12 protein-coding genes and 1 pseudogene are annotated in these 17,769 nt (G+C 71.8%); 7 read left to right on the top strand and 6 right to left on the bottom strand.

The window, feature by feature from the left end; all coding sequences use genetic code 11:
- Positions 1 to 36 precede the first annotated feature (36 nt).
- On the top strand, positions 37 to 1,269 hold the full coding sequence (locus AC07DI_RS14005; RefSeq protein WP_478904551.1) for an ROK family protein: 1,233 nt from the start codon (positions 37 to 39) through the stop codon (positions 1,267 to 1,269).
- A gap of 40 nt (positions 1,270 to 1,309) precedes the next feature.
- Here AC07DI_RS14005 and AC07DI_RS14000 read toward each other — a convergent pair whose 3' ends face one another.
- Together AC07DI_RS14000 and AC07DI_RS13995 are read right to left on the bottom strand one after the other, a co-directional pair.
- Complete coding sequence (locus AC07DI_RS14000; protein ID WP_478904549.1) at positions 1,310 to 2,554, bottom strand: MFS transporter; 1,245 nt, start codon at positions 2,552 to 2,554, stop codon at positions 1,310 to 1,312.
- Positions 2,555 to 2,705: 151 nt separating this feature from the next.
- Complete coding sequence (locus AC07DI_RS13995) at positions 2,706 to 3,305, bottom strand: TetR/AcrR family transcriptional regulator (protein WP_478904547.1); 600 nt, start codon at positions 3,303 to 3,305, stop codon at positions 2,706 to 2,708.
- Between the two features lie 114 nt (positions 3,306 to 3,419).
- On the opposite strand from AC07DI_RS13995, the gene AC07DI_RS13990 reads away from it, so the two are divergent.
- Positions 3,420 to 3,968: a DinB family protein gene (locus AC07DI_RS13990; RefSeq protein ID WP_478904546.1), complete on the top strand. Its 549-nt coding sequence runs from the start codon at positions 3,420 to 3,422 to the stop codon at positions 3,966 to 3,968.
- A gap of 83 nt (positions 3,969 to 4,051) precedes the next feature.
- Here AC07DI_RS13990 and AC07DI_RS13985 read toward each other — a convergent pair whose 3' ends face one another.
- On the bottom strand, positions 4,052 to 7,849 hold the full coding sequence (locus AC07DI_RS13985; RefSeq protein ID WP_478904544.1) for a WD40 repeat domain-containing protein: 3,798 nt from the start codon (positions 7,847 to 7,849) through the stop codon (positions 4,052 to 4,054).
- 279 nt (positions 7,850 to 8,128) lie between these two features.
- On the opposite strand from AC07DI_RS13985, the gene AC07DI_RS13980 reads away from it, so the two are divergent.
- Both AC07DI_RS13980 and AC07DI_RS13975 read left to right on the top strand, forming a co-directional pair.
- Entirely contained in the window at positions 8,129 to 9,187 is a 1,059-nt protein-coding gene (locus AC07DI_RS13980) for an alpha/beta fold hydrolase (RefSeq protein ID WP_478904543.1), read from the top strand.
- A gap of 2 nt (positions 9,188 to 9,189) precedes the next feature.
- Positions 9,190 to 11,583 (top strand): GMC oxidoreductase, encoded by a 2,394-nt coding sequence (locus tag AC07DI_RS13975; protein ID WP_478904541.1) that lies wholly within the window; start codon positions 9,190 to 9,192, stop codon positions 11,581 to 11,583.
- Positions 11,584 to 11,590: 7 nt separating this feature from the next.
- On the opposite strand, the gene AC07DI_RS13970 is transcribed toward AC07DI_RS13975, so the two are convergent.
- From AC07DI_RS13970 to AC07DI_RS13960, 3 genes are read right to left on the bottom strand one after another with little or no spacing between them, the layout of a single operon-like run.
- Entirely contained in the window at positions 11,591 to 12,541 is a 951-nt protein-coding gene (locus AC07DI_RS13970; RefSeq protein ID WP_478904539.1) for a phosphotriesterase family protein, read from the bottom strand.
- Positions 12,538 to 13,122: a DUF4865 family protein gene (locus AC07DI_RS13965; protein ID WP_478904538.1), complete on the bottom strand. Its 585-nt coding sequence runs from the start codon at positions 13,120 to 13,122 to the stop codon at positions 12,538 to 12,540. Before AC07DI_RS13965 ends, AC07DI_RS13970 begins: the two co-directional genes overlap by 4 nt.
- 43 nt (positions 13,123 to 13,165) lie before the next feature.
- Positions 13,166 to 13,753 (bottom strand): TetR/AcrR family transcriptional regulator, encoded by a 588-nt coding sequence (locus tag AC07DI_RS13960; protein ID WP_478904536.1) that lies wholly within the window; start codon positions 13,751 to 13,753, stop codon positions 13,166 to 13,168.
- Between the two features lie 216 nt (positions 13,754 to 13,969).
- On the opposite strand from AC07DI_RS13960, the gene AC07DI_RS13955 reads away from it, so the two are divergent.
- The 3 genes and pseudogenes from AC07DI_RS13955 to AC07DI_RS13945 all read left to right on the top strand — a co-directional run bounded on the left by AC07DI_RS13955 (position 13,970) and on the right by AC07DI_RS13945 (position 17,741).
- Positions 13,970 to 14,272: an SHOCT domain-containing protein gene (locus AC07DI_RS13955; RefSeq protein WP_384259035.1), complete on the top strand. Its 303-nt coding sequence runs from the start codon at positions 13,970 to 13,972 to the stop codon at positions 14,270 to 14,272.
- Positions 14,269 to 15,024: pseudogene (locus tag AC07DI_RS13950) on the top strand (ABC transporter ATP-binding protein); the annotation flags it as partial. The gene AC07DI_RS13955 and the pseudogene AC07DI_RS13950, both read left to right, overlap by 4 nt.
- A 155-nt stretch (positions 15,025 to 15,179) precedes the next feature.
- Entirely contained in the window at positions 15,180 to 17,741 is a 2,562-nt protein-coding gene (locus AC07DI_RS13945; protein WP_478904806.1) for an ABC transporter permease, read from the top strand.
- Positions 17,742 to 17,769: the final 28 nt, after the last annotated feature.

The raw sequence follows: 17,769 nt of genomic DNA, 5'->3' as shown, positions 1-17,769 counted from the left end.
GCCGGGCCATGCACGGATCATGGGAGACTCGCCCTCATGAACGGCAAGGCTGATCCCCGTGCCGAGGGGGAAGTGACCACGCGTACCCGCCTGGAGCGAGGGCGCGGCGCGCTCGGTCCCGCGCTCGAACTGGTCCACACCGGGCGCGCTCCCACCCGTGCCGTGCTCACCGCCGAGCTTGGCGTCACCCGTGCCACGGCGGGCGCCGTCGCCGCCGAGCTGGAGGCGCTCGGCCTGATCCGGATCGACGCGAGGCCCAGCGCCGCCGCGGGCTCGCAGGGCAGGCCCTCGCACCGGCTCGCGGTCGCGGCGGAGGGGCCGGTGGCGCTGGCCGCGCAGGTGCACGCCGACGGTTTCCGGGCGGCACTGGTCGGGCTCGGTGGTCGCATCGTGGCCACCACGCCGGGCTGCGAGACCGTCGGCGCCGACCCCGCGCAGGTCATCGGGGCGGTCGTCGAGGCGGGCGCGCAGCTTCTGCGGGAGACCGGCAGGCGGTGCGTGGGCGCGGGGCTCGCCGTCCCGTCCGCCGTGGCCGAACCGGAGGGCACCGCCCTCAACCCGCTGCATGTGGCGTGGGCCGCGGGGGCGCAGGTCCGCCAGATCTTCGCCGACTGCGTACGTGACGCGGGCATCGCGGGACCGGCCTTCGCGGGCAACGACGTGAACCTCGCGGCGCTGGCCGAGCACCGGCACGGCGCGGGTCGCGGCGCGCGGGATCTGCTGTGCGTGGCGACCGGCCACCGGGGCGTCGGCGGCGCCCTCGTCCTCGACGGCCGCCTGCACACCGGGAGTTCGGGCCTCGCCCTGGAGGTGGGCCACCTCGCCGTCAACTCCGAGGGCCGCCCCTGCTACTGCGGCAGCCGGGGCTGCCTGGACGTCGAGACGGACCCCCTCGCCTTCCTCACGGAGGCGGGCCGCGAGCCGGGCCCGGAGGGGTTGCTGGTGCAGGCCCGCGAGCTGCTCCGCGACGCGTACGGCGACCCGTCCGTACGTTCCGCGGCCGAGGCCCTGATCGACCGGCTCGGCCTGGGACTGGCGGGGCTCGTGAACATCCTCAACCCCGACCGAATCATTCTGGGCGGGCTGCACCGCGCGCTCCTGGAGGCGGACCCGGAGCGACTGCGGGCCGTCGTCGCCGACCGGAGTTTGTGGGGGCGCAGCGGTGGCGTGCCGATCCTGGCGTGCACGCTGGACCACAACAGCCTGGTGGGGGCCGCCGAGCTGGCGTGGCAGCCGGTGCTCGACGACCCCCTGGGGGCGTTGGGCTAGGGGCGGCCACGCCGGCTCGGCCTGTGGCGCACCTCAGGTTCTACGCGGGCTGACGCACGTCGTCCACACTCTTGCGCGTGGTCTCGGTGGTCTCGGTGGTCTCGGTGGTCTCGGTGGGTACGGCCTGTCCGGCCGCCGTGGCCGCGGCCCGGCGGCGCAGCAGGTCGGGTATCAGGGAGACGAGGCCGAGCGCGGCCAGACCGGCGCCGATCCACAGCGGTGCCCGCAGCCCGAAGGCGTCGATGGCGGGGCCGCCGACGGACGTGGCGATGATGATGCCGAGGGTGATGAAGGACGAGTGGACGGTGTTCACCAGCGGCCGCGCGTTGCCGACGCGCTGGACTCGGGTCACCAGGGCCGGGTTCATGGTGACGCCGACCAGGCCGATGCCGAGCATGAACACGAGTGCGGGGGCGGTCAGTTCGGCGAAGAGCGCGAAACCGGTGAGGAAGGTCAGGTTGAGCGCGAGACCGATCACCAGGACGGGAACGGTACGACGGTCGGCGAAGCGGCCGACGACGGTGTTGCCGATGACGGTGGCGGCGCCGTACGCGACGAGGAGCAGCGGCACCGTCCCGGTGGAGAAGCCGGTGAGCTCGGTGAGGATCGGGTTGAGGTAGCTGAAGGCGGAGAAGGTCGCGCCGATCACGAAGGTGCTGGTGGTGAGGGTGAGCCACAGTCGGGGGTTGCGGAAGGCGCCGAGCTCCTGCCGCAGGCCACCGCTCTCCTCGCTCTCACCCTCGGCGCTCGGTACGCCGACGAACGTGGCCGCGGCGGCCAGCGCGGTCAGCACGGTGATCGCCCAGAACGCGGCGCGCCAGCCCAGGTGTTCACCGACGACCGTGGCGAACGGGAGCCCGAGCAACGTGCCGAGCATCAGTCCGTTCAGGGCCACCGCGACGGCACGGCCGCGCACTTCGGGCCGGGTGATGCGGGAGGCGAGGGAGATGGAGACGCCGAAGAAGGCCTGCGACGCGATGCCGGTGAGCACGCGGGCCACCAGCATGGTGCGGTAGTCGGGTGCGAGGGCGGCGAGGACGTTACCGGCGAGGAAGATCCCGAAAAGCAGCATGAGCGCGGACTTCTGACGCATCCTCAGTACGGCGACGGTGAGGAGGGGGCCGCCGAGTGCCATCGCCGCGGCGAAGGCGGTGATGAGGTACCCGATCTCCGGGATCGTGGCGTCGAGCCCGTCGGCCATCTGCGGCATCAGTCCTGCGACCACGAATTCACTGGTCACCATGGCGAAGATGCCGAGGGCCAGTACGTATACGGCGCGGGGCATGGCGGGGTACTCCTGTCGGCAGGTTTTGGATAGATCAGTACAGAAAAAGGGCGCGAAGGGGCGCCGGGGGAGGGGCGGAGAGCGCTTGGCGGGTGGGTGAGGTGCCCCGGGGCGGCCGGGCTGGTCGGGTCAGCCGGGTCGGCCGGGTCCGCTATCGAGCCGTCAAAGCATCAAGGGCGGTCTCGGCGATGCCCTCCAGCGCGGCCCGGTCGGCGCCGGCCTGCGCGGAGACCCGCATGCCGCCGATGACGGCGTTGACGTAACGGGCGAGCGTGTCCGCGTCCCGCTCGGTCGTGATGTCGCCGGCGCGCTGACCGGAGCGGATCGTGGCGCGCAGGGCGGTGAGCCGTGTGGCGAGGTCGCGCTCCAGCATGCCGGCGGCCTCGGGGTCGCGCCCGGCGAGCTCGACGGTCGTATTGACGGTGAGACAGCCGACGCTGTGGCCGTTCTCGCGCTGCTCGAACTCCCCGTCGATGATCCGGTCGAGCAGCCCGCGCACGCGGTCCGTGGCCGGCCGCTCGACGTCCTCCAGGATGTCGAGCTGGGCCGCGTTCATCGTGTCCATGTACCGCGCGAGGGCGCGTCGGAAAAGGTCGTGCTTGCTGGTGAACGTGTTGTAGATGCTGCTGCGGCCCAGGCCGGTGGCTTCACACAGGTCCTGGGTCGAAGTGGCCTCGTAGCCGTTCACCCAGAAGGCGCGCATCGCCGCGTCCAGGGCCCGCTCCTCGTCGAAACTCCGCGGCCGGGCCATATCGGTACCGTAGCGTTCTGGAACGATCAGTGCAATATGTTGACCCGGTGCTGTCGATGGCGGCTGCTACGTTCCGCGGGACACGGGCGTGACGGCGACGGGAAGGCGCGGAAAATGGACGACGCGGAGACCAGCACGGCGAACACGACGGGCACGAGGACCCGGCACGTCCCTCACCGAGGAGGCGAGAAGGAGAGCCTGCACGTCGCCCTCGACCGGCACCGGGACGTGGTCCTGTGGAAGCTGGAAGGGCTGACCGAGGAGCAGATGCGGCGGCCGATGACGCCCTCGGGGACGAGTCTGCTGGGTCTGGTGAAGCATCTGGCGGCCGTGGAGTACGGCTGGTTCTGCGAGACGTTCGGGCTCGGGACCGAGCCGCTGTGGTTCGACCCGGAAACGGAGGACATGGCGGCGGCCGACGACGAGACGGCCGAGCGGATCACCGCGTTCTACGGCCGTGCGCGCGCCGCGGCCGACCGTGCGATCGCCGGGACCGGGCTCGACGACGTCGGCACGGCGTGGGACGGACGCCGGGTGACGATGCGGTGGGTGCTCATTCACATGCTGGAGGAGACGGCCAGGCACGCGGGGCACATGGACATCGTGCGGGAGCTGATCGACGGAGCCACGGGAGACCACCCGGAGATCGCGGGCTGCGGCTGAGCTGGTCGCGCCGTCCGGGTCCGGGGCGGCACCCGGGGCGGCGGGTACGCGCATCGCGCGGCGAGGCAGCGCGAAGGAGTCGGTCAGCACACCTTCCGGTAGGGCACTTCGGGGATGTACCTGCGCCACTCCGCGCGGGACAGCCCGCCGTTCGCTCGTCGGCAGATGGACGCGGTGAGGCGTTTGGGATCCACGGGAAGGGAGCCCGGCGCGCTGCGCTCGCCTGCGTAGTGGAGCGTGCGGCCGTCCGTGGAGAAGGTCAGCGCGACGACAGCATCACCCGGTGTTGGCAGCGGTCCTCCCAGCGGTCGGCGGGAGGCGGCGTCCCACAACTGCAGCGAGCCGTGATCGCCCGCGACGGCCAGGGTCTTGCCGTCGGGTGAGTAGGCCAGCGCGGTCACCGCTTCGATGCCCGCGGTGCCGGGGCGGGCAGAGTTGTACGTCCCGGCGAGCGTCCCAAGGGCCTGCTCGCCCTTGCCGTCCCAGAACGCGACCCGTCCGTTGTCCGCACCGGCCGCGAGGTGCTTGCCGTCCGGGCTGAACGCCAGGGCAGTGCTTGCTTGGAGCCTATTGGTGGTGGCCTGGCCGGAGGGAAGGGCGATGGTCTGGTCCAGGATGGCAACTCGCCGCCCATCGGGGCGCACGGCGAGGGGGGACCGGCCTGAAAATCCTGCCCATGCCTCTGCACTCCAGCCACCGCCCCCTGGGTTCTTGGATTTCGGGGGTAGCGGGTGGGCGGGGCCCTGTTTCCTCCGTGTGCCACGCGATATGTCCCAGATCTCCATGGGGCTTACATCCCATCGGGGGACCAGCAGGGACCGGCCGTCCGGGGTGAAAGTGAGGCCGGCCATCGCAGCGCCCTCAAGACCGGAGGAAGTGGGCCTGGTGAGCGAGCGGGCTTTCGCGTTCTCGCGTACCTTCCACAGTGTGATGGGGCCGTGCTTGGGTCTGCCATCGGTGTTGATCACGGTCTTGCCATAGGCGAGGGTCTGGCCGTCCGGGCTGAGCGCGAGCGCGGTGTAGCAGATGTCGTCGGTGAGGCGAGACTCTGTGTTGCAGCGCAGGCCGGGGGCGAGGGAAATCCGCTTTCCGTCTGCGGTGCGGCGCACCTCGAACCGTGACGTGTCCCCGATGCGTCGCTCCAGTGCCACCACCCGGCCGCTCCGGCTGAATCCCCCTTGGGTCGCAGGTTGTTTGTTCCAGCTGTCGGTCAACGCGGCGCCGTAGGACAGGGTGCGCACGAAGACATCGGTGCTGCCCACTTCGCTGAGGTAGCGGATCGCTCCGGACTTGACATCGAATCTCAGCTCGCTGGCGGCCTCGTTGTTCAGCGGCGTACGGAAGACCGGAGTCTTGGGCCCCGCCGTTCGCCACAGCAGAATTTCATGGCCGTCACTGGCAGCGATGAACTCCCCGTCCGGGCTGAACACCGTCTCCTCCAGCCCCTTGTACCGGATACGGGTCCGCTCCTGGCGTGTGTCCAGGTCCCACAGTCGCAGCTCATCCGGGGATTCGGCCATCAGTCCGCGGCTGTCCGGGGTGAACTCAAGGGCCTTCTCACCGCACCGGCCCGGCCCGGGGGAGCCGGCCCAGGGCCGGGACAACTGGCGGTGTTCGGATATGTTCCAGACCTGAATGGGATCCTTTCCACCCGTGCACAGTGCCAGGAGACGGTCGTCAGGGCTCACGGCCCACTGAGATACGCCGTGCTGCTCAAAGAGCAGCCGTCGGCGTTTCACATCCCAGAGTGTGATGTCCCCACCTGCATCGCCCTCCCCGAGCACAGTGCGGCCGCTAGGCCCGAACGTGTACGTGTGGAAAGCGCCGAACTCTCCGAAGGGGGCGCCGAGCGGTTTCCCCGTTTGCAGGTCCCACAGCCGCATCCGGTTGCCTGAACCCTGCACCAGGGTGCGTCCATCGGGACTGACGGCGTCCGTGGACTCGCTGCGAAGTCGAAGGGCCGGGCCGACCGGCCGGTGGCCGACGGCATCCCATGCTCGTGCGGTGTTCTCGCCCGCCGTGACGACAGTGCGGCCATCGGCGCTCAAATGTGCCACGGCCATCGGCCCCGCATCAGGAACCTTGTAGGCCTCCTGCTCCCGTTGGGACAGGGCGCCCAGCAGTGCCGCGCGGGTCTCGGTCGTCTCGCTCAGCGACCAGGCCGCCGTGCTCAGCCGCATCGCCGTGACCGGGTCGGAAAAGCGCATGCTCTCGGCCACGGCGGCCAGCCGCCTGGACACCGCCTCGCGACGCCGTTGATCGCTGGTCCGGCTTTGCTGCCAGGCGACGGCACCCGCCACCAGGGCGAGAACCACGAGCAGGGACACCGTGGCGATCACGCTGTGCCGGCGCCGCCGTCCGCGAGCCCTGGCCGCCGCTCCTGCCCGGAGGAAGTCGCCTTCCAAAGCCGTCAGGTCGCCGTGGTGCTCGGGACCCTGGAAGGTTTCCTCGGCTTCGGCGAGCTCGGTGCCTCTCAGCAGGGATCCGCTGTCACGTCCGCGGTCGTGCCAGTGGCGTGCCGCCTGGGTGAGGCGGCGGTGGCGGCGCAGTCGTGCCCGGGAGTCCTCTATCCAGTGGTGCAGCCGGGGCCATGCGGTGATCAGTGCCTCGTGGGCGAGGTCGATGGAGGTCTCGTCCAGGGTGATCAGCCGGGCGCGGGCCAGCGCGGCCAACGCGGCTTCTGTGTCGCGGTGGGCGGGCCCCGTGGTGTCCAGCTCGGCCCGGTCGACGGGTCGGCGGGTGTCGGGGACGCCGTCGCCCGGGGTGATCAGGCGCAGCAGGATACGGCGGGCCGCATCGGTCTGGGGTTCGGTGAGCCGGGTGTACAGGTCCTCGGCCGTCCGGGAGATGGAGCCGTGGATTCCGCCGACGGCCTCGTAGGCGTCCAGGGTCAGGGTGCGTCCGCGGCGGCGCCGCCACGTCTCCAGCAGGGCGTGGGAGAGGAGCGGCAGGCCGCCCGGTTCCTCGCGCACCTCGGCGATGAGACGGTCGGTCAGGACCCGCTCGACGATCAGCCCCGCCGCGGCGGCGGGTTTGACGATCACCTCGCGCAACTCGCCGTCCGTCATGGGTCCGACGGGCAGGCTCGCCTGCCGGACGACGGCGGCCAGGCCCTCGTGTTCCAGGCAGCGGCCGTAGAAATCGGCCCGCACCCCCAGCACGACCCGGAGCCGGCTGTCGGCGTCGCGGGCGGACAACAGCGAGGTGATGAAGGCCTTCTGCTCCTGCGGATCGGGATGGAGGGTGAACAGCTCCTCGAACTGGTCCACGATCAGCCAGGTCTCCCCGGAGCCCTCGGCCGGTACGAACAGATTCTCCCGCGACTTGTCCCGCAACGGGCGGGCGCCGGGAGTGAGGATGCGTATCGCCGCCGGGCGCGGCAGCCCGTCACGGCCGTCCCGCAGGCGGGGAATCAGCCCGGCACGCAGCAGCGAGGACTTGCCGCTGCCCGAGGGCCCGAACACGGCCGTCACACGGTGGGCCCCGACCAGCTGGACCAGGTCGTCGGTCAGCCGGGCACGGCCGAAGAACACGTCGCTGTCGGCGGCCTCGAAGCGCAGCATCCCGCGGTAGGGCGCGGTCGCCGATTCCTCCGGCGGACCGGACTCCTGCGCGTCCTCCTCCCGCTTGGTCTCTCGCCACCGCCCTTCCCATTCCGTCGCGTCCCCGCCACAGGCCTCCACGTACGCCAACACGACCGGCAGGGACGGCAGCTTCTCTCCTGAAGCAGCCGTGGCCAGTGTGGTCAGGGAGTAGCCTGCCTGCCGCGCCATCGCCCGGTAGGTCGGTGCCCCCGCCTCCTGACGCAACTTCCGCAACGCGTAGGCGAATCGCGCCACCGGACCCTCACCCGGGTCCACCGGTTTCTCACGACGCCCCACGACGACCTCCCCGTTGATCAACGCGTTCACCCAACATGGCACGGCCGGTGGACGGAAGCCGCCCGCAGGCCAATCCGCGCCCGCCGCGAACGCGACACGCTTTTGTTCAGCGGCACGTCGGCGGGGTGCTGAACAACGCGTACGCCGGTGAACTCGTCCTCACAAGCCACCGGCCGCAACCGCCCCGCGTCGGCTCACCCGTGTCCCGCCTCCCGCGCGGAGGCCGACCCCATCGGAGTTCGGATGGAACGCAGCATTCCGCGATACACACACCAGGGCGTGGCGGACGCCGAGGTCACGTCGTACCCGGTCACGACAGAGGACGGCCTGAGGCTGGAGCTGACCCGGTTCAGGCGGCAGGAGTGCGATGACGTGGTCCTGCTGGTGCACGGGCTGACCGGGTCGAGCGACATGTTCATCATGCCCGAGCACTACAACCTGACCCGCTACCTCCTCGACCACGGGTTCGGGGACGTATGGACCCTCGACCTGCGGATGAGCAACCGCTTCCCGTACAACACGGAGTCCACCCAGTACACCCTTGACGACGTCGCCCACTACGACCACCCGGCCGCGCTCGCGGAACTGCGCCGGCATGTGGGGCGGCGGCGGGTCCATGTCATCGCGCACTGCATGGGCTCGACCTCGTTCATGATGAGCCTGTTCGGCGGTGCCGTTTCCGGTGTCGCCAGCCTGATCTCCCAGAGCGTGGGGCTGATCATGCGGGTGCCGAAGTGGTCGCGCTGGAAGCTCGAGTACGCCCCGCGCGTGCTCGAGCAAGGACTGGGGCTTGCCGCCATCGACCCGCGGATGGCCGAGGCCGCGCGATTCAGCCGGGGATGGATGCTGTCCCGCCTGGTGTCGCTGGCCCACCAGGAGTGCGACAACCCGGCCTGTCACCTGGTGAGTTTCATGTGGGGCACCGGCTGGCCCGCCCTCTACAGCCACGGCAATCTGGCACCGGCCACCCACGACCGCATCGCCGACCTCCTGGGCCCCGTCGGGATGCACTACTACCGGCACATCCGGAAGATGGCCCGGGCCGGGCGCGCCGTGAAGTACGACGCCGGCGACCGGCGCCACGCCGGACTGCCGGACGACTACCTGGTGAACGCCGCGCGGCAGAGCACACCGGTGCTGTTCCTGACCGGCGCGCACAACAAGGTCTTCGGGGACGCCAACGTCGCCTGCCACCGAGTCCTCTCGCGGCACGCCCCCGACCTGTACGAACTGGCCGTACTGCCCGGCTACGGCTACATCGACCCCCTGCTGGGCAAGGACGCGCACCGCGACGTGTTCCCGGTGATGCTCGACTTTCTGAAACGACGGGCGGGCTGACAATGACCGATCATGACCACCCCCTCCCCGACGAGCACGTCGACGCCGTGGTCGTCGGCTCCGGCTTCGGCGGCTCCGTCACGGCCTTCCGGCTGGCCGAGGCCGGCCTGTCGGTGGTGCTCCTGGAACGCGGCCGCCCCTACCCGCCGGGTTCCTTCGCCCGCACCCCCGCCGAGCTGGGGCGCGCCTTCTGGGACCCGGAAGCCGGCCTGTACGGCCTCTTCGACGTCCGCAGCTTCCGCAGGTTCGACTCCGTGGTGGCCAGCGGCCTGGGAGGCGGCTCCCTCGTCTACGCCAACGTGCTGCTGCGCAAGGACGAACGCTGGTTCGTCGACGAGCAGCCGCTGCCCGGCGGCGGGTACGAGTCCTGGCCGGTGAGCCGCGCCGACCTGGACCCGCACTACGACGCGGTCGAGTGCATGCTCGGCGCCACGCCCTACCCCCTGGACCGGCCCCCCTACGCGCGCACACCCAAGACCCACGCGATGCGGGAGGCGGCGACCGTACTCGGCCTGGACTTCCAACTGCCGCCGCTCGCCGTCAGTTTCGCGCCCGCGCCCGGCGCCGACCCCGAACCGGGGCTGCCGGTCACCGAGCCGGTGTACGGCAATCTGCACGGCACGGGCCGCAAGACGTGCCGGCTGTGCGGAGAGTGCGACCTCGGCTGCAACGACGGTGCGAAGAACAGCCTCGACCACACCTACCTCTCCGCTGCCCGGCACCACGGCGCCGACCTGCGCACCCACCACGAGGCGCGGCTCGTCCGGCCGCTGCCGCGCGGCGGCTACGCGGTGGACTACGTGCGGCACGACCCGAGCCGTACGGGCCGTCCGCACACATCGCGCGGGCAGGCGCCGACGAGGACCATCGGCTGCGACCGGCTGGTGCTGGCGGCGGGCACCTTCGGCACCTCGCATCTGCTGCTGCGCTCCCGCAAGCACCTCCCCGGTCTGAGCCCGGCCCTCGGCACCCGGTTCACCAGCAACGGGGACCTGCTCGCCCTCCTGATCAGGGCCGGACGCGAGGGGCACCCGCGTCCGCTGGAGCCCAGCAGGGGACCGGTGATCACCGCCGCGATGCGGCTGCCCGACGAACTCGACGGCCTCGGCGGGACCGGTCGCGGCGGATACATCGAGGACGGCGGATATCCCGGCTTCGTCGACTGGCTCGCGGAAGCCACCCATCTTCCGCAACAGCTCTCGCGCGGCACGCGGTTCGCGCTGGGGCGGATCCTCGCGAGCGCCTCGCGCGCCCCTGATCCCCACCTGTCCCGGGCGCTGTCCGGGCTGATCGGCGAGGGGCTGCTCTCCAGCACCTCCGTACCGCTGCTCGGCATGGGCCGGGACATTCCCGACGGAGTCCTGCGGCTGCGCGACGGCCGGCTGGACGCCGACTGGAGCGCCGCCACGAGCGCCGCGTACTTCGAGCGGCTGCGCGAGACCATGAAGCAGGTCGCCGACGTACTGGAGGCCACGTACGTCGACACCCCCCTCTGGTGGCGCAAGCGCGTCGTGTCCGCCCATCCGGTCGGGGGCGCGCCCATGGCCCACCGCGCCGACGACGGCGTGTGCGACCCCTACGGCGAGGTGTACGGCCACCCCGGCCTGTACGTGGCGGACGGCGCGGCTGTCCCAGGGCCGGTGGGCACCAATCCGTCGCTCACCATCGCGGCGCTGGCCGACCGCATGTCCACGCGGTTGCTGGAGAACCGCTCCGCCGGGCACCCGGTGCGTCTCCCGCCCACGGCTCCCGCATACCGCGATTGCACCTCCCTCACCTTCACGGAACGGATGCGCGGGTTCTACGCGCCCGGAGCGCCGGACCCCCGGGCGGCGAGGGCTGCCGAGCAGAGCGGTGACATGGTGCGGGAGCGGCTCTCGGTGCGCCTGACGGTGACGGTCGACGACCTGGACGTCTTCCTGGACGAGCCCGGCCACGAGGCCCGGGCCGACGGCTGGATCGAATCGCCTGCCCTCGGCGGACGGCGGCCGGTACTGCGCGGATCCTGCCGGATGTTCCCCCAGGGGGACGAGACCCGGGGCGGGGCGCTGACGTACCGGCTGCACTTCACCGATGCCGAGGACCGCCCGCGCACCCTCACCGGGCGCAAGGACCTCAAGGGCGGGACACCGCTGAGTCTGTGGCCCGAGACGACGGTTCTTCCCTTCCGGCTGCTGGAGGGCCACGTCCAGGGCCGTGAGGAACCGTCGGCAGCGGTGCTCGGCGCGGGGCGGTTGAGCATCCCTCTCACCGACTTCCTCCACCAGCTGACGACCTTCCGCACGACAGGGCCACGCGGCGCGGCGGCACTCGACCGCTTCGGCCGGTTCTTCCTGGGCCGGCTCTGGAACCTCTACGCCCCGACGGCTCCGTGGACCGGCCGCAGGACGAGGTGAGAAGCGATCAGGGCCCGGCCACCGCCGGGGCCTGGGCCCACGCCACGCCGAAAGCCCGCCCCGGGTTCACCGTCAGGATCTGCTCCACCAGCTCTTCCCCCACGGCGATCTGGAGCCGGGGACGCACCCTGCGCAGCAGATGGGGCATGCCGGGACCGCCGTTCACCGAGCGTGCCCCCGCCGTCGTCGTGTCACCTCCCAGAAGGATCCGGTCGCCGAAGCCCGCGTCCGCGAGGGCGCGCACCGCGTCCGGCATGCGCCAGTCCGTGGCGTGGTGGGCCCGCGAGGGGCCGTCGAAGGCCACATAGGCGCCCGCCCCCGCGGCTTGCAGATGGCAGGTGAAGTCGGGGGAGCGGTTGAGGTGACCGAGGATCACGCGGTGCGGCGGCACGTCGAATTCGCCGCAGAGCAGGTCGAGTACGTCCGGCGCGCCGGTGCCCAGCTCCAGGTGCAGGGCGATCGGCGCGCCCGTCGCGTGGTGCGCCTCGGCCGCCGCCGTCATCGTCCAGCGCGCGTGGGCGTCGATACCGTGGAAGCCGCCCGCGACCTTGATCAGCCCGGCCCGTACGCCGGAATCGCCGATGCCCTCGGTGAGTTCATGGACGAACAGGTCCGCGAGGCCCTGCGAACGGAGCCGGTCGATGAACTCCGGTGCGTAATGGACTGCTTGGTGCAGCCCGGTCGCGGCCACGAGGTGCATGCCGGTCGCCCTGGAGAGCCCCGGCAGCCGCCCGGCATGCCGGCCCATTCCGTGCGGCGTCCACTGCACGACGCTCTGCCCGCCCGCCGTACGGAACGCGACCAGCTCGTCGGCCGCGGACGCGGCCGAGTCAAGTTCCTGGCCCGGCAGTTGAGGACTGCGGAGGAACAGGTGGTCGTGGGCGTCGCAGACGCCGAGGGCCGTCGGATCGATGTCCCCGAGAACGGTACGGACCGCGTACCCTGCCGCCCCGCTCACCAGTGCCGTCCCTGCGGCAGCTGCTCCCGCTCGGGGGTGGAGAGATGCAGCACCTCGAAGACGTCACCTAGGTCCTCGGGCGCCGCATGGTCCCAGAGCGAGAAGTGCACGGACTCCCAGGTGCGGGGGTCCACGGCGGTCAGGGCGCTCACGGCGCCGTCCTTCTGGACCAACTGCGCGGCCTGTACGGCGAGGTCGGCCGCCAGGTCCGGAAGCGATGTGCGTTCGGGTATCGGCTGTCTACGGCGAATCGCCGCCTTCGGCACCCCCGCCGCCGAGCGACCCTCCTCGTACGCGAGGACCGTCCAGTGGTTCACCGCAGGGCGCCCGAAATCGTCGACGAGTCCCTGGAAGCCGGGGCCCCAGAGGAAGGAGTTCATGCCCTGGGCCGTGTTCCAGAGGTAGAACGGCGCGTACTGATTGACGGGGGAACCGTTCCTGCCGCGTTCGCGCATCAGATAGGCCTTGAAGCCGAGGCCGGGAAAGTCGTTCAACAGGTGTCCCTTGGACTCGACACGGTGGCGGACGGTCCCCATGTCGTGGTCGGCGGGCAGAGTGATCTCGTACTGCATCGCGTGCATCGCGTACTCCCTTGGAAGCAGGGTCAGTTGGAGCGGGGGGGGGCTACTTCGAGCCGGGCGCGGCCGTCGTCGTACGGGCGGATGCCAGCAGCGCGACCACACCGCGCACCGCCGCGTCGAACGCGCCGGCCGAACCCGACGAACGGGCCAGTACGTATCCGCCCTGCACCACCGCGACGACCGCCGACGCCGCGTCCCGCGGATCGAGCGCCTCCGTGAACTCGCCCGCGGCGCGCCCCTCCTCGAAGATCCCGGCGATCCGCTCGCGAAGCCAGTCGAGGGTCTCGGTGACGGGTGCGCGCAGCTCGTCGCTCGCGATGATGTCCGGGTCCATCGTGAGCCGTCCGACCGGGCAGCCCCGCAACACGTCGCGCTCGCGCAGCAGATAGGCCTCAATCCGCGCGTACGCGGACCCGGCGCCGCCCAGGACGGCCTCCGCGGCAGCGCGCATCTCCTCAGCGGTGCGCCGGATCGCGGCGAGCGCGAGGTCGGGCTTGCCTGTGAAGTGGTGGTACATGCTGCCCTGCCCCGCGCCCGCGTGCTGCTGGATGGCCTTGGGGCTCGTGCCGACGTACCCCCGCTCCCACAGCAGCTCGCGCGTGGACTCGATCAGACGCTCCGGAGTGCTCATGAAGCCACTGTACATACTAGTAGGTACAGAGATCCAGTGCCGGAGGCGCGGTGGTAGGCGCGGTGGTGAAAACTGCCTGGCGGCGGGAGCAGGCGGGGCCGCCGCACGTACGCCCGCAGTGGTACGCCCGGTGCCGCCGGCCGTACGACGACGTGAAGGGCTGCCGGGACGAGTGTGGAGGCATCACGCACATCCGCTTCCGAGGAGATGAGTCCGATGCAGACCCTGGCGCAATGGAACGGCGGGCCCGGCCCGTGGATCCTCTTCTTCCCGCTGATCTGGGCGGCCGTCGTCATCGGCGTCCTCACCCTGCTCCGCCGCACCGTGTGGCGTGGGCGACGCGGTCCGTTCCGGGGCGCGGCCGGTCCCGCCGCACACACCGGCGTCGACCAGAACTCGCCCATCGCCGTGCTCGGCCACCGCTTCGCCTCCGGCGAGATCGACGAGGACGAGTACTGGCGTCGGCTGACCGTCCTGAACGAGGAGTTCGGCCGTTCGGCCAAGGGCGGTGCCGCATGAGCACCGCCACCGGACGGGCGGCCCGGCCGGTGGAGGCCTGCGCCGCCCGTGTCACCGACGCCGTGAAGGTCTACGGCAGCGGAGACACCGCCGTACGGGCCCTCGACGGGGTGAGCGTCGGCTTCCCGGCCGGACGCTTCACCGCGATCATGGGCCCGTCCGGGTCGGGCAAGTCCACTCTGATGCACTGCGCGGCAGGCCTGGACACGCTCACCTCGGGCGCCGCCCACATCGGCGACACGGAGCTCGCCGCGCTGGACGACCGGCGGCTCACGCTGCTGCGCCGCGACCGCGTCGGCTTCGTCTTCCAGGCCTTCAACCTGGTGCCGACGCTGACCGTCGCCGAGAACATCACCCTTCCCATGGACCTCGCGGGCATCCGCGGCGACCGCGAGTGGACGGATGCCCTCGTCGATGCCGTCGGGCTCCGCGACCGGCTGCACCACCGGCCCGCCGAGCTCTCCGGCGGCCAGCAGCAACGCGTCGCGGTGGCGCGGGCGTTCGCCGGGCGGCCCGACGTCGTCTTCGCCGACGAGCCGACCGGCAACCTCGACTCGCGCTCCGGCGAGGAGGTGCTGAACCTGCTCGGCCGAGCGGTGCGCCGGATGGGCCGCACCGTCGTCATGGTCACCCATGACCCGGTGGCCGCGGCCCACGCCGACGAGGTCGTCTTCCTCGCCGACGGGCGCCTCGTGGACCGCATGGAGTCCCCGACGGCCGACCGGGTCCTCGACCGGCTGAAGGCCTTCGACACCAGGCCGTCCGGCACACCCGCCCCACCCGGCACACCTCCTACGCCCTCCGCGTTCACCGCACCCGACACCCCTGCCGCGCATGCCTTCGCCGCGTCCGCCGCCGACGGCCCCGACCTCGGCCCCCGCAGGAAGAAGCCGACGTCATGAGCTCCCTGGCCGCCTCCGCGCGCATCAGCCTGGCGTCGCTGCGGGGTCACAAGCGGCGGTTCGCCGGCACCTTCCTCGCCGTCCTGCTCGGCGTCGCCTTCCTGGCGGGCACGCTCATCATGGGCGACACCCTGCGCCACGGCTTCGACATGATGTTCGGCAACGCCACCCGCGGCACCGACGCCGTCGTCCGCAGCGCCGACACCATCACCACCCCCGACGAGAGCCAGGGCACGCGCAAGCCCGTCCCGACCGGCCTCGCCGAGGAGATCGAGAAGTCCGACGCGGTGGCGGCGGCCGAGCCCGGCATCGAGGGCGCGGGCCAGCTGCTCGGCAAGGACGGTGAACCCGTCGGCGGCCAGGGCCCGCCCACCCTGGCCGGCAACTGGATCGCCGACGCACAGCTGAACCCGTACCAACTCGCCGAAGGGCGCGCCCCGTCGAAGCCCGGCGAGGCCGTGATCAACCGCGGCGCCGCGAAGACCGGCGGCCTGAAGGTCGGCGACACGGCGACGCTGCGCACCCCCGACCCCGTGCGGGTGCGGATCGTGGGCATCGTGACCTTCGGCGGCGAGGACGGCATGGCGCAGACCACCTTCACGGGGATGACGCGGGCCGACGCCGAGAAGTACCTCACCCCCAGGCCCGGCGAGGCCTCGACCATCAAGGTGCGGGCCGGGCCCGGCGTGAGCGAGCGGGAACTCGTGAAGGCGCTGGCACCCGTGCTGCCCAAGGGAGTTGAGGCGATCACCGGCGAGGCGTCGGCGGCGGAGAACACCGACAACATCTCCGGCCAGTTCCTCTCCGTCTTCACCACGCTGCTCCTGGTGTTCTCCGGAGTGGCCCTGCTGGTCGCCACCTTCAGCATCCACAACACCTTCGCCATCGTCGTCGCCCAGCGCACCCGCGAGAACGCGCTCCTGCGGGCGCTCGGCGCCTCGCGCCGTCAGGTCACCGTGTCGACCCTCGTCGAGGCGAGCGCCGTCGCCGTCGTCGCGTCGGCCGCCGGACTCGCGGGCGGCATCGGCGTCGCGGCCGGGTTGCGGGCACTCTTCCCCGCCATCGGATTCCCGTTCCCCGAGGGCGACTTGGTGATCAGCGCGCTGTCCATGCTGCTGCCGCTCGCGGTCGGCGTCGTGGTCTGCCTGGGCTCCGCGCTGGCACCTTCCGTACGGGCCGGCCGCACCGCGCCGCTCGCCGCGCTGCGCGAGACCGCGATAGACCACGCGGCGGCCTCACGTGGCCGCGCCCTCACCGGAACGGCCCTCGCGCTGTCCGCCGTCGGCCTCACCCTGACCGGCGTCCTGGTCACCCCTTCCGTCTGGCTGGCCGGCGCCGGCGCGGTCCTCGCCCTCGTCGCCTTCGTGGTCCTCGGCCCGGTCGCCTCCTCGCGGGCGGTACGCATCCTCGGCGGCCCCCTGGACCGGCTGCGCGGAGTCACCGCAGGCCTCGCCCGGCGCAACGCCCTGCGCAGCCCCAAGCGGACCGCCGCCACGGCGAGCGCGCTGATGATCGGCGTGGCCGTCGTCTCGCTCTTCACGGTCTTCGGCGCCTCGCTGAAGGCCACGATGGACCAGACCGTGAACCGTTCCTTCGCCGGTGACGTCGCGGTGAGCACCCCCGGCTTCGGCGCGGGCGGCAGCGGCCTCAGCCCGCAATTGGCCCCCGCCCTCGCGAAGCAACCGGAGGTGGAGACGGCCGTCGGCCTCGGCAAGGGCGCCGCGGAGGTCAACGGCGAGGGCCGCGCCCTGACCGTCACCGACCCGGTGCCGTTCGCCAGGTCCTTCGACCTCGGCAGGATCGAAGGATCGTTTCGAGCGCTCGGCGGCCACGGCATCGCGATCACCCGCTCGGAGGCGGACAAGCAGGACCTGAAGGTCGGGTCGCGGGCCGAGTTGGCCTTCGCCGACGGCAAGAAGGCGACCTTCACGGTCCGCGCCGTCTACGGCCGCTCCGAGCTGGCCGGGGACTACGTGATCTCCCGGCAGGCCTGGTCCCCGCACCGTATGCAGGACGCCGACAGCGTCGTCTCCGTCACCTTCAAGGAAGGCGTGAGCACGGCCGAGGGCAAGGCGGCGGTCGCCGGGACGGCGCGGAAGTACGGCAACCCGGACGTGCAGACCCGCGCGGAGTACGCGCAGACCTCGGCGAGCGGCATCGACATGATGCTCACCCTCGTCTACGCGCTGCTCGCCCTCGCGGTGCTCATCGCGCTGCTCGGCATCGCCAACACGCTGACGCTCGCGATCCACGAACGCACCCGTGAGCTGGGCCTGTTGCGCGCGGTGGGGCAGACCAGGGCCCAGCTGCGGGCCATGGTCCGCTGGGAGTCGGTGCTCGTGGCCGCCTTCGGGACGGTCGGCGGCCTCGCGCTCGGCGCCTTCCTCGGCTGGGTCCTCGTCAGGGCGTCCGACGCCACGACCGAGAGCACCTTCGCGTTCGCCGTGCCGCCGGTGCGACTCTTGGTGGTCGCCCTGGTGGGCCTTGCGGCGGGAGCCTTGGCGGGCCTGCGCCCCGCTCGGCGGGCGGCACGTCTCGATGTACTGCGGGCCATCGCCGCCGAGTGACGCCCCGGCCGCCCGCGTACGCACGGGG

It is taken from the genome of Streptomyces sp. NPDC044106 (assembly GCF_056433985.1).
This window is presented reverse-complemented; position numbering and strand designations above follow the sequence as displayed.

Bases quoted from the DNA above. Each gene is read 5' to 3' on its own strand.
- AC07DI_RS13955 (WP_384259035.1), top strand. From the start codon at position 13,970: ATGCAGACCCTGGCGCAATGGAACGGCGGGCCCGGCCCGTGGATCCTC.
- AC07DI_RS14000 (WP_478904549.1), bottom strand. From the start codon at position 2,554: ATGCCCCGCGCCGTATACGTACTGGCCCTCGGCATCTTCGCCATGGTG.
- AC07DI_RS13975 (WP_478904541.1), top strand. From the start codon at position 9,190: ATGACCGATCATGACCACCCCCTCCCCGACGAGCACGTCGACGCCGTG.
- AC07DI_RS13965 (WP_478904538.1), bottom strand. From the start codon at position 13,122: ATGCACGCGATGCAGTACGAGATCACTCTGCCCGCCGACCACGACATG.
- AC07DI_RS13995 (WP_478904547.1), bottom strand. From the start codon at position 3,305: ATGGCCCGGCCGCGGAGTTTCGACGAGGAGCGGGCCCTGGACGCGGCG.
- AC07DI_RS14005 (WP_478904551.1), top strand. From the start codon at position 37: ATGAACGGCAAGGCTGATCCCCGTGCCGAGGGGGAAGTGACCACGCGT.
- AC07DI_RS13990 (WP_478904546.1), top strand. From the start codon at position 3,420: ATGGACGACGCGGAGACCAGCACGGCGAACACGACGGGCACGAGGACC.
- AC07DI_RS13960 (WP_478904536.1), bottom strand. From the start codon at position 13,753: ATGAGCACTCCGGAGCGTCTGATCGAGTCCACGCGCGAGCTGCTGTGG.